Annotated in this window: 11 protein-coding genes; 9 read left to right on the forward strand and 2 right to left on the reverse strand. The window is 68.7% G+C overall.

Annotated elements, in window-relative coordinates; all coding sequences use genetic code 11:
• Positions 1 to 50: 50 nt before the first annotated feature.
• From leuC to DSC_RS12645, 7 genes are all read left to right on the forward strand, one after another.
• On the forward strand, positions 51 to 1,487 hold the full coding sequence (gene leuC, locus DSC_RS12615; protein WP_043290653.1) for a 3-isopropylmalate dehydratase large subunit: 1,437 nt from the start codon (positions 51 to 53) through the stop codon (positions 1,485 to 1,487).
• On the forward strand, positions 1,487 to 1,678 hold the full coding sequence (locus DSC_RS12620; protein ID WP_014161561.1) for a hypothetical protein: 192 nt from the start codon (positions 1,487 to 1,489) through the stop codon (positions 1,676 to 1,678). Before leuC ends, DSC_RS12620 begins: the two co-directional genes overlap by 1 nt.
• Positions 1,678 to 2,298, forward strand: a complete 621-nt coding sequence (gene leuD, locus DSC_RS12625; protein WP_014161562.1) for a 3-isopropylmalate dehydratase small subunit — start codon at positions 1,678 to 1,680, stop codon at positions 2,296 to 2,298. Before DSC_RS12620 ends, leuD begins: the two co-directional genes overlap by 1 nt.
• On the forward strand, positions 2,288 to 3,496 hold the full coding sequence (leuB, locus tag DSC_RS12630; protein WP_014161563.1) for a 3-isopropylmalate dehydrogenase: 1,209 nt from the start codon (positions 2,288 to 2,290) through the stop codon (positions 3,494 to 3,496). The genes leuD and leuB overlap by 11 nt, the downstream gene beginning before the upstream one ends.
• A gap of 119 nt (positions 3,497 to 3,615) precedes the next feature.
• Positions 3,616 to 4,290, forward strand: coding sequence for a TetR/AcrR family transcriptional regulator (locus DSC_RS12635; protein ID WP_014161564.1), 675 nt, complete (start codon positions 3,616 to 3,618; stop codon positions 4,288 to 4,290).
• A gap of 165 nt (positions 4,291 to 4,455) precedes the next feature.
• A complete protein-coding gene (locus tag DSC_RS12640; protein WP_014161565.1) occupies positions 4,456 to 5,112 on the forward strand; it encodes a protein-L-isoaspartate O-methyltransferase family protein in 657 nt (218 codons plus the stop codon).
• Positions 5,113 to 5,142: 30 nt separating this feature from the next.
• Positions 5,143 to 6,534 (forward strand): TolC family outer membrane protein, encoded by a 1,392-nt coding sequence (locus DSC_RS12645; protein WP_014161566.1) that lies wholly within the window; start codon positions 5,143 to 5,145, stop codon positions 6,532 to 6,534.
• Between the two features lie 76 nt (positions 6,535 to 6,610).
• On the opposite strand, the gene DSC_RS12650 is transcribed toward DSC_RS12645, so the two are convergent.
• Complete coding sequence (locus tag DSC_RS12650) at positions 6,611 to 7,969, reverse strand: two-component system sensor histidine kinase NtrB (protein WP_014161567.1); 1,359 nt, start codon at positions 7,967 to 7,969, stop codon at positions 6,611 to 6,613.
• Positions 7,970 to 8,071: 102 nt separating this feature from the next.
• Between DSC_RS12650 and DSC_RS12655 the strand changes: the two genes are divergently transcribed.
• Both DSC_RS12655 and DSC_RS12660 read left to right on the forward strand, forming a co-directional pair.
• Positions 8,072 to 8,443: a response regulator gene (locus DSC_RS12655; RefSeq protein ID WP_014161568.1), complete on the forward strand. Its 372-nt coding sequence runs from the start codon at positions 8,072 to 8,074 to the stop codon at positions 8,441 to 8,443.
• Positions 8,444 to 8,534: 91 nt separating this feature from the next.
• Entirely contained in the window at positions 8,535 to 10,028 is a 1,494-nt protein-coding gene (locus DSC_RS12660) for a GGDEF domain-containing protein (protein WP_158308241.1), read from the forward strand.
• Positions 10,029 to 10,210: 182 nt separating this feature from the next.
• On the opposite strand, the gene DSC_RS12665 is transcribed toward DSC_RS12660, so the two are convergent.
• Positions 10,211 to 11,743 carry a tryptophan halogenase family protein gene (locus tag DSC_RS12665; RefSeq protein ID WP_014161570.1) on the reverse strand — a complete coding sequence of 511 codons (1,533 nt, stop codon included), beginning with the start codon at positions 11,741 to 11,743 and terminating at the stop codon, positions 10,211 to 10,213.
• Positions 11,744 to 11,835: the final 92 nt, after the last annotated feature.

Here is an 11,835-nt window from a genome sequence, read left to right on the forward strand (position 1 = left end):
CGCCTGGTCGCGCGCCCGGCCATTTCCGATTCCAAGCAAGGCCATCCGCAATGAGCCCAGCCCCAGCTCCCCGTACACTTTTTGACAAACTGTGGGACGCGCACGTCGTCGTGCCCGAAAGCGACAGCGCACCTGCGGTGCTGTACATCGACCTGCACCTGATCCACGAAGTCACCTCGCCGCAGGCCTTCACCGAACTGCGCGCGCGCGGCATCGCGCCGCGCCGTCCGGACCGGACCAAGGCGACGATGGACCATTCCACACCGACCCTGCCGCGCGACGCCGATGGCCGCCTGCCCTACTCCAGCGCCGCCGCCGAGAAGCAGGTCCAGACACTGGAAGCCAACTGCGCCCAGTACGGCATCGAGCTGTTCGACATGGGCTCGGACAACCGTGGCATCGTCCACGTGATCGCGCCGGAACAGGGCTTCACCCAGCCGGGCATGACCATCGTCTGCGGCGACAGCCACACCTCCACCCATGGCGCGTTCGGCGCGCTGGCCTTCGGCATCGGCACCAGCGAAGTCGGCCATGTACTGGCCACCCAGTGCCTGCTGCAGCGCAAGCCCAGGACCATGTCGATCACCGTCGAGGGGCCGCTGGCCCCCGGCGTGGGCGCCAAGGACGTGGCGCTGCACATCATCGGCACGATCGGGGTCAACGGCGGCACCGGCCACGTGCTGGAATTCCGCGGCTCCACCATCGAGGCGATGGACATGGAGCAGCGCATGACCCTGTGCAACATGTCCATTGAAGCCGGCGCGCGCGCCGGCATGGTGGCCCCGGACCAGGTGACCTTCGACTACATGGCGGCCACCCCGCGCGGGCCCAAGGGCGCCGACTTCGATGCCGCGGTCGCCTGCTGGAAGACCCTGCGCAGCGATGACGGCGCGCACTTCGATGCGCAGGTGGCGATCGATGCCAGCGACATCCGCCCGACCCTGACCTGGGGCACCCATCCGGGCACGGCGATCGCGATCGACGCGCCGATCCCGGCCGCCCACGATGCCGCCGCGCGCAAGGGCCTGGCCTACATGGGCTTCGATGCAGGCCACCCCGTGGCCGGCGCCAGGGTCGATGTGGTCTTTGTCGGCTCCTGCACCAACGGCCGCCTGCGCGACATGCGCGATGTCGCGCGCGTGCTGGCCGGACGCAAGGTCGCCGACGGCGTGCGCATGCTGGTGGTGCCAGGGTCGGAAATCGTCAAGCGCCAGGCCGAGGCCGAGGGCATCGATGCCATCGTGCGCGCCGCCGGTGCGCAGTGGCGCGAGCCGGGCTGCTCGATGTGCATCGCCATGAACGGCGATCTGGTCGCGCCGGGCGAGCTGGCCGTGTCCACCTCCAACCGCAATTTCGAAGGCCGCCAGGGCCCGGGCTCGCGCACCGTGCTGGCCTCGCCGCTGAGCGCGGCGTGGTCGGCGGTCCAGGGCCGGGTGGCCGATGTCCGTGAATTCTTTGCAGCAACCCCGCAGAAGGAAGTGGCCTGATGCCCAGCCCCGAAACCAGCCAGGCCGCCAGCATGGCCTTCACCGCCACCGTGGCCAGCGCCCTGGCCCGCAGCATCCGCGACACCCCGCTGCGTCCGCGCGCCGAGTGCGCGCCCCAGGCGCTGCCCACTGCGGAAGTCACCGACGTCCCGGCCGAGTTCGCGCTGGACGACGGCGAGGAGGCGGCGTGATGACCACCCTGTCGCCATCCCTGTCGCAGAACCCGGCCATCCAGGCCCGGACCGTTCAGATCAGCTCGCGGTCGGTGGTCCTGCGCTCGACCAACATCGATACCGACCAGATCATCCCCGCGCGCTTTCTGTCCACCACCGAGCGCGCCGGCCTGGGCCGGTTTGCGTTCAACGACTGGCGCTGGATCTCCGAGGGCGTGCCGAACCCGGAATTTGCCTTCAACCGGCCGGAAAACGCCGGCCGCCAGATCCTGCTGGCCGGGCGCAATTTCGGCTGCGGTTCCTCGCGCGAACACGCGCCCTGGGCGCTGACCGACCTGGGCCTGAAGGCGGTGGTCTCCAGCGAGATCGCCGACATCTTCCGCGGCAACAGCCTCAAGAACGGCCTGCTGCCAGTGGTCCTGGACGAGGCCGACGTGCAGACACTGATGCAGCGACCGGACGATGAACTGACCATCGACGTGGCCGCACGCGAGCTGCGCACGCCCGATGGCCGCATCTACACCTTCCCGCTGGACGGGTTTTCGCAGACCTGCCTGCTGGAAGGCGTCGACCAGCTCGGCTACCTGCTGGCCCGCGCCCCCGACATCGCACGCTACGAGGCAACCCATGCACGCTGACATCGTCGTCCTGCCCGGTGACGGCATCGGCCCGGAAGTGGCCGCCGCCGCGGTCACCGTCCTCAAGGCCGTGGCCAGCCGCTACGGCCACAGCTTCACCTTTACCGAGCACGACATCGGCGGCATCGCCATTGATCGCCATGGCGTGCCGCTGCCCGAGTCCACCACCGCCGCCTGTCAGCAGGCCGACGCGGTGCTGCTGGGCGCGGTCGGCGGGCCCAAGTGGTCCGATCCAGGCGCCAGGGTGCGGCCCGAGCAGGGCCTGCTGGCGATCCGCAAGGCGCTGGGGCTGTTCGCCAACCTGCGCCCGGTGCGTCCGCACGCCGCCGCGCTGGATGCCTCGCCGATCAAGCCGCACCTGCTGACCGGGGTGGACATCATGGTGGTGCGCGAGCTCACCGGCGGCATCTACTTCGGCGAAAAGACCCGCACCGCCGAGGCGGCCAGCGACCTGTGCAGCTACTCGGTGGCCGAGATCGAGCGCGTGCTGCGCAGCGCCTTCGCCCTGGCCAGGGCCCGCCGCGGCAAGCTCACTTCGGTGGACAAGGCCAACGTGCTGGAAACCTCGCGCCTGTGGCGCGAGGTGGCCACGCGCATCGGCCGCGAGGAATTTGCCGAGGTCGAACTGGAACACCAGCTGGTCGACTCGATGGCCATGCACCTGCTGGCCAAGCCGCGCGAGTACGACGTGATCGTGACCGAAAACATGTTCGGCGACATCCTCACCGACGAGGCCTCGATGCTGGCCGGCTCGCTGGGCCTGCTGCCGTCGGCCTCGCTGGGGCCCGATGGCACGCTTGCGCACCGTCCTATCGACGGTGCGCGTGCCGCCGGGCGCCCGGCCATGGATGGCCGGGCCGGGGTCTCTTCAAGCGACGCAAGCCGCGCCACGGACAGCAGCAGGAAACTGCGGATGGGCATCTACGAGCCGATCCATGGTTCGGCCCCGGACATCGCCGGCAAGGGCATTGCCAACCCCTACGCCACCCTCCTGTCGGCGGCGATGCTGCTGCGTCATTCGCTGGGGCTGGAAGCGGAGGCCCAGTGCATCGAGCGCGCCGTCGATGCCGCGCTGGATGCCCACGCCTTCACCGCCGACCTGGCCGGCACAGGCAAGGCCCTGTCCACCGCGCAGGCCGTGGAGGTCGTGCTGGAACAGCTGGAGACTTCCTGCTTCGTGGCCGAGCTGCGCGATTGACCCGGCCGCCGGCGGCCAGGCCGCCGGCGCCTGGGGGACAAGCTGACAGGGCGATGACGGGCGCGCCAGCCGGGGGCGTGAGGCTGTAAATATCGAACCGCCTAGTCTAGTATTGACCCATGGCTGAGCACGCCCCCGATTCCAGGACCGCCGATCCGGACCGCACCGCCCGTGCGCCGTCCGGCCCCGGCCGTCCCAAGGATCTGGCCAAGCGCGCCGCCATCCTGCAGGCAGCCAAGGCCCTGTTCGCCCGCGAAGGCTTTGCCGGGGTCAGCATGGACCGCATCGCCGCCGAGGCCGGCGTGTCCAAGCTGACCGTCTACAGCCATTTCGGCGACAAGGAATCGCTGTTTTCCGAGTCGGTGCGCATCCTGTGCGAGGACATGCTGCCGGACGAATTCTTCAAGGTGCAGGCCGATGGCACCCTGCGCGGCCAGCTGCGCCACATCGCCGAAGGCTTTTTTGACCTGATCGTCAGCGATGAGGCCATCCGCACCCACCGGATCATGGTGACCCCGGGCCAGGCCGACCAGAGCCTGCGCCGGATCTTCTGGGAAGCCGGCCCCAAGCGCACCCACGACAGTTTTGTCGCGTTCCTGCGCACGGCCGTGGATGAAGGGCACCTGGAGATCGACGACCTCGACTGCGCGGCCAAGCAGTTCTTCACCCTGCTCAAGGGCGAGCTGTACAGCCGGATGATGTGCGGGGTCTGCGACCAGCCCGATGCCGACGAAGTGGCCGCCCACCTGGATGCCACCGTCGAGATGTTCCTGCGCGCCTATGCCCCGCGCTGACATGACCGCGTGCCTGAACCTCGGCCTGGCCATGGCCTGCGGTCCGATGACTTCCGGCACTGCGCCCGTCGCGCGGTGCGGCACCATCCTGCCCATGCCCGACCCGCCTGGCATGGCTAGAATGCCCGGCGCTGCGCTCCCAACACCCCCCTTCGAAGCACACCCATGACGATTGATTACGCCCAAGCCCGCGAGAACATGGTCGAACAGCAGATCCGCCCGTGGGACGTGCTGGACAACCGTGTCCTGGAAACCCTGGCGACCCTGCCGCGCGAGGCGTTCGTGCCTGCCGCCTACCGCGCGCTGGCCTATGCCGACCTGGAGCTGCCGCTGGGCCATGGTCAGCACATGATGAAGCCGGTGGTCGAAGGCCGCGCCCTGCAGGCGCTGGAAGTGCAGCCAGGCGAGGACGTGCTGGAAATCGGCACCGGCAGCGGCTTCCTGACCGCCTGCCTGGCCGAGATGGGCCGCGAGGTGGTCAGCCTGGAGCTGTACCCGGAGCTGGCTGCGCAGGCGCGCGCCAACCTGGACAGCACCGGCCTGGGCAGCAACGTGCGGATCGAGACCGCCGATGCGATGACCTGGACGGCGCAGCGCCAGTTCGACGTGGTCTGCGTCACCGGCGCGGTCGACAGCCTGCCGCCCGGCTTCCTGCAGTGGCTGCGCCCGGGCGGGCGCCTGTTCGTGGTGTGCGGCCGCTCGCCGGTGATGGAAGCGATGCTGGTGCACAACCAGGCGTCCGGCCCGCACTTCCAGTCGCTGTTCGAAACCGACCTGGCCTATCTGGTCGGCGCCGAACCGGTCGCGAAATTCGTTTTTTAAGCATTGTAACCCTTCAAGGAAAGCCCCTAGATGATCCGTCTTCCCCTCGTTCTCGCAATCGCGTTGGCGCTGCCATCGACCGCCTCGGCGGCCGACCTGATGCAGACCTACGAAATGGCCCGCAACGGCGACCCGACCCTGGCCCAGGCAGAGGCCGGCCGGCTGGCGCAGAAGGAAGGTGTGGTCCAGGCCCGTGCCACCCTGCTGCCGCAGGTCAGCGGGACCGCCTCGCTGGGGCGCTCCAGCGCCAAGGTCACCGATGGCGGCGACTGGATCGACAGCCCGCGTTCGCGCGACTACAGCGTCGGCGTCAGCCAGACCCTGGTGAACTTCGGCTCCTACGCCACCGTCCGCGCCCAGCGCGCGCTGAGCCAGTCGGCGGATTTCGATCTGGAATCGGCCAATGACTCGCTGATCACCCGCACCTCGGCGGCCTACTTCAACGTGCTGATCGCGATCGAAACGCTGGCCTCGGCCGAAGCGGCCGAAGCGGCCTTCCAGAAGCAATTCGATTACGCGCAAAAGCGTCTGGACGTGGGCCTGGCCCCGATCACCGACGTGCACGAAGCCCGCGCCTCCTACGACAGCGCGCGCGCCACGGTCATCACCCAGCGCAACGCGCTCAAGGACGCCTACGAAGCGCTGGCCGAGATCACCGGCCAGCCGGTTGCCAACCTGCGCGGCCTGCCGGACGACTTCAAGCCACAGCTGCCGTCCGAATACGGCGCCGACGGCTGGGTCGATACCGCCGTCGCCCAGAACCCATCGCTGAAGTCCCTGCAGCTGCAGGTCCAGTCGGCCGAAGCCGGCGTCGCCGGCGCCCGCGCCGGTCACCTGCCGACCCTGAGCCTCAACGGCAGCTACGGTCGCAGCGCCAGCTGGGGCGGCGACACCGACACCAGTCTGGACGGCACCAACCGCCGCGGCGAATATGACTCGCGCGCGGTGAGCCTGTCGCTGAACGTGCCGATCTTCTCCGGCGGCGCGGTCCAGTCGCAGGTGCGCCAGGCCATCGCCCAGCGCGATTCGGCCCAGGATGCCTACGAGCAGCAGCGCCGCGCGGTGGTACGCAACACCCGCAACGCCTACCAGGTGCTGGAAGCGGGCATCAGCGAGATCGAGGCTCGCCGCTCCGCCCTGATCTCGGCCCGCAGCGCCTACGACGCCTCGCAGGTTGGCCTGGAAGTGGGGACCCGCACCGTCCTGGACGTGCTGACCAACCAGAACAACCTGGTCTCGGCCCAGCAGCAGTACTCGCTGGCCAAGTACAACTTCCTGCAGAACCGCCTGCTGCTGGAAGCCGCCGCCGGCACCCTGGACGCAGCCGACCTGCGCGACGTCAACGCCCTGCTCAGCGCCGATGCCAATGCCCGCCTGAACAGCACCGACATGCAGGCCATCGGCACCCCACGCGCGCAGTAGCGGGCCGTCGAGCCGCAGACGAAAGCACCCCGCTTGAAGCAGCTGTTTTTTTGCGCTCCCGCGCAGGGCGCACAGGTCAGGCCGACAGGTCGCTGCCACTGGCTGCGGGAAGCGCCGGCGGAACCTCGGCTTCGCCCAGGCTGACATGGGCGCGCGGGAACCACAGGGTCATCACCGTGCCCACGCCCACCGCGCTGTCCACATCGATGAAACCGCCAGCCTGGCGCATCAGTGCGTAGACCTGGGCCAGGCCCAGCCCGGTACCGCGGCCTTCGGGCTTGGTGGTGAAATAGGGCTCGAACAGCCGCGACATCGCGGCCTGGTCCATGCCGCTGCCGGTGTCGGCCACCGACAGGGTCACATAGTCGCCGGCCGCGCGCAGGTGGGTCGCCCAGTCCTGGCTGACCTGGCCCTGGTCGCAGCGCAGGGTGATGCGGCCAGTGCCCCCGCAGGCGTCGCGGGCGTTGATGCACAGGTTCATCACCGCCTGGCCGACGCTGTGCCGGTCGGCGATCACCGGGAATGGCTGCGACTGCCGTTCGACCACCAGTTGCAGGTCCGGCGCCAGGCTCTGCTGCATCAGCTCGGCCATTTCCAGCGCCACCTCCTGCAGATCCATCGGCTCGGCGCGCACTGGATGCTGGCGGGCGAAGCCGAGCAGCCGCTTGGCCACCGCAGTCGCATGCCCCAGCGCCTCGTTGCCGCGCCCAAGCAGCTTGCGCTGGATCGGAGTCAAGGTCTCCGGAGCGTCGGTGACCATGCTGATGGCGGCCACCGCGGTCTGCAGCATGTTGTTGAAATCGTGGGCGATCCCGGCCACCAGCTGGCCCACCGCCTCGCCCTTCTGCGCCTGCATGGCGGTGTGTTCGGCCATGGCCCGGGCGGCCTCGGCAATGTCGCGTTGTTGCAGCGCGGCCAGCTCCAGGTGACGGCGGCGCTCGCTGATGACCTGGGCCTGGGTCAGGGTGGCTTCCAGGTATTGGTTGTGCTGGCTGGCGGCCATGACCTGGCTTTCGGCACCCTGCAGCTGCGAAGACAGGCTGGCGTTGAGCGTGCGCAGGGCCTGCTCGACACGGCGCATTTCGGTGATGTCGCGACCGACCACCACCAGCGACTCGACCCGCCCGGCGGCGTCGCTGAGCGGGGCGATGGACACCGACCACTGGCGCTGGGCCCCACGCAGCGTGGTCAGGGTTCCCGTGTATTGGCTGGACTGGCCTTCCAGCCCGCGCCGCAGGGCCTGGTGCACCACCGGATGCAGGGCCGGTGGCCAGAAGTCCTGCCAGGCCCGGTGCAGTACATCGCTGCGCTCGAAGGCCTGCAGCAGGTCCAGGCCATGGCGGTTGACCGAGGCAATCCGGCCGGTCGCGTCCAGCTCCAGGATGCAGTCCTCGGAGAGCTCGATGATCTGGCGGTAGTGGTCGCCCGGTGACATCTGACGCCATTGTAGGGGCAAGCGATGACAGACACGCACGGGTCACTCCGATTTCACGCCGCCGCTGGCAGGCTCGGGCTGTCCTTTGTCTCCGGTACTCCCATGTCCACCGCCACCATGCCCATGATCCTCGTCGTCGAGGACGATCAGGGCGCCAGGGAGATCGCCGCCATGATCCTGGAAGCCGAGGGTTACCGCGTGCTGGCCGCCAATGGCGGCATGCAGGCCCTGGACCTGCTCTCCGGCAGCGAACAGGTGGACCTGATCTTCAGCGACATCAACATGCCCGGTGGCATGGATGGCATCCAGTTGGCGCGCCGCATCGCCGATCTGGCTGGCCAGCTCCCAGTGGTCCTGACCTCGGGGCATTCGCTCAACAGCTTCCGCGACTTCCCCACCAACGCCGCATTCCTGGCCAAGCCCTACAACCGTCAGGCACTGCTGGGCGCGATGCGCCAGCACCTGTCGGCCTGACAGGCAACAAGGCAGGGCGAGGCCCGGCGCCCATGACGGCGCCGGCGCAAACGTCTACGCTCCCGGCGCCAGGAGGGGGATGATCTGGATGATGACGGTTGACCCGGCGCGCCGGCGCCTGCTGCTGCCCAATCTGCTGCGTGGTTTTGTGCTGACGGTGTGCCTGGTGTTTGCCGGTGCCGAATACTGGCATGGCCTGGAGACCCGCGCGGAAGCCCGTGCCCAGATCCAGCTCGATGCCGCCAACCTGGCCCGCGCGGTCAGCCAGCATGCCGAGGACTCCTTCCAGCTGGCCGACGCCACCTTGTCGGGCATTGCCGAACGGCTGCACGTCTACGGCACCGGGCCAGGCAACCTGGAATCGCTGAGCCGGTACATGCGCCGGGAAGCGGCGCGGTCTCCACGCATCCATGCGCTGTACGTCTACGACGCCAGCGGCAACTGGATCGCCTCCTCACTGGCGACGCTACCGGCGAGCAAGAACAACAGTGACCGCGCCTACTTCCGCCATCATCGGGAGGTGGACGATGGCTTGTCATGGCTGGGGCCACCGGTGCGCAGTCGCACCGACAACAGCTGGATCATCACGCTTACCCGCCGCTACAACGATGCCCGGGGCCGATTCGGCGGCGTGGTCCTGGCCAGCATCCGCTCGCGCTATTTTTCCGATTATTACCGCGGCTTCGAACTCGGCAGGGAAGGCGCCGTGGCGCTGGTCAACGAGGCGGGCATCGTCTGTGCCCGGGCGCCAGACGATGAAGCCAATGTTGGCCGCGACCTATCCAACACGACGCTGTTCGCCGACATCAAGGCCGCCCGCAGCGGGACGCTCACCTATGTCTCGCCGGTGGACCAGATGCGCCGGATCAGCGGCTTCCACCACGCCGACCACTTTCCACTGATCGCCGTGGCCGCGCTGTCCGAATACGAAGCGCTGGCTGCCTGGCGGCGCTCGATGCGCACCCACGCGCTCCTGACCCTGGTCACCATCGCGCTGCTGGCGGTGCTGGGCGAATGGCTGCGGCGGCAGCTGCTCGCACGCCAGGCGGTGCAGGACCAGCTCGAAGCCCTGGCCCGGACCGACAGCCTGACCGGCCTGGCCAACCGCCGTGCGCTGGATGAATACCTGGCCGACGCCTGGCCACGGGCATTGCGCGAAAGCGCGCCGCTGGGCCTGCTGCTGGTGGACATCGACCACTTCAAGGCGTTCAACGACACCTACGGCCACCAGGCCGGCGATGCCTGCCTGCGTCAGGTGGCCGAGGCAGTCAAGCACTGCGCGCGTCGGCACGGCGACATGGCCGCCCGCTATGGCGGCGAAGAACTGGCCCTGGTGCTGCCCGGCTGCGACAGCAATACCGTGCGCGAGCTGGCCGAGGCGGTCTGCCGCAACGTGCGCGCGCTGGGCATCCCGCACGCGGAGAGCTACACCGCGCCGGTGGTCACCATCAGTGTCGGTGGCGCCTCGCTGTGGCCGGCCCGCATGGGCGCCGAAGAAGGCCCGGCCAGCCTGGTCAAACTGGCCGACCTGGCGCTGTATGACGCAAAGGCCGGCGGCCGCAACCGTGCCGCAGTGCGGAGCTGAGCGCAGCTCGGGCTTGCTTTGAGGATGCTGTCCTGGATCGCAGATCGCGTGGCGCTTCGACAATCTGCACCGCCACGCCGATCCAGGTGCTGCCGCGCGATGCGGGCGGGCGCTGGTCGTTCGATTGAACAGCCCCTCGTGCTGCCCATGCACGCAAGCCGCGGTACAGGCTGTGCTGGCGCTCAGGCGGCGGCCGTGCCCAACGGCGGCGCGGCGCAGTAGCGGTCGATGAACTGCTGGTGGCCGGGCATGGCCTGGGCGCAATGGTCGATGGTCTTCTCGACACTGGCCAGGAACGCCTTCAGGTCGGCTTCGGGCACCTGGTCGACCAGCGGGTGGTAACTGGCCGGCATGATCCCCTGTCCCACCATCACCTGCACCCAGCTGATCTCGGCGAACATCTCATCGCCATTGCGATAGAAGCGCCCGCTGTCGCCGAACAGCTCCAGCGTGGACTGCAGCTCGGCCGGGATCGCCATGTCGCGGCATTGCCGCCAGAAACCGGTGTCGTCACGCTCGGTGGCGTGGTAATGCAGCACCAGAAAGTCGCGGATGCGTTCGAACTCGAACGCCAGCCGGTCGTTGTAGCGCTGTACCAGCACCTGGCTGATGCCCTCGCGCGGGAACAGCTCCAGCAGCTTGGAGATGCCGGACTGGATCAGGTGGATGCTGGTCGATTCCAGTGGCTCCATGAAGCCGCTGGCCAGGCCAAGCGCGACCACGTTCTTGTTCCAGCACAGCTTGCGCCGGCCGGTGGTGAAGCGCAGCGGGCGCGGATCGCCCAGCGCCTTGCCATCCAGGTTGGCCAGCAGCGTGGCGGCGGCTTGGTCCTCGCTGATGTGCGCGCTGGAATACACATAGCCATTGCCGGTGCGGTGCTGCAGCGCGATGCGCCACTGCCAACCGGCCTGGCGCGCGGTGGCGCGGGTATACGGCGTGGGTGGGCCGACCTTCTCGCAGGGCACGGCCAGCGCGCGGTCGCACGGCAGCCAGTGCGTGTAATCGTGGTAGCCGGTGTGCAGGGTCTGCTCGATCAGCAGACCGCGGAAGCCGGAGCAGTCGATGAACAGGTCACCGGCGATCACCGTGCCGTCCTGCAGGCGCAGCGACTGGACATCCCCCGATTCGGGATGCTGGCTGACCTGCTCGACGATGCCCTCGATCCGGCGCACGCCGCGCTGTTCGGAATAGGTCCGCAGCAAGCGCGCATACAGCGCCGCATCGAAGTGGTAGGCGTAGGCGATGTTGGCCAGCGGCGATTGCGCCGGCACGTCCCTGGCTGAGGTCATGAAGCGGTTCATCGGCGCGGCCACGGTATTGAGCGTATAGGCGCCCAGTGGCTTGGCCCAGCCGGCGCGGTGAGCCTTGATCCAGTACTGGTGGAACGGCAGCAGCCCGAGCCGATGGCCGATCTCGGTGCCGAAGCCATGCAGGTACGAGGCGCCCTTGCGGCGCCAGTCGACGAATTCGATGCCCAGCTTGAAGGTGCCCTGGGTCTGGCGGACGAACTCGGCCTCGTTGAGACCCAGCAGGTTGTTGAAGGCCTTGATGTGCGGGACGGTAGCCTCGCCCACGCCGACCGTGCCGATCTGCTCGGACTCGACCAGCGTGACCTTGTAGGTCGGTCCGAGCACGCGCGCGAGCGCGGCAGCGGCCATCCAGCCGGCGGTGCCGCCGCCGACGATGACGATGCTGCGGATGGAACAGACGCTCATCCTGAAATCCTTGCCTGGCGCTGCCGCGCAGCTTGCCACTTCAAAGACGAAACGGAGCCACAGGACCCCGTCCGAATCGACCCGCGCGGGCC

Origin of the sequence: Pseudoxanthomonas spadix BD-a59, from assembly GCF_000233915.3 — a bacterium.
Classification (GTDB): domain Bacteria; phylum Pseudomonadota; class Gammaproteobacteria; order Xanthomonadales; family Xanthomonadaceae; genus Pseudoxanthomonas_A; species Pseudoxanthomonas_A spadix.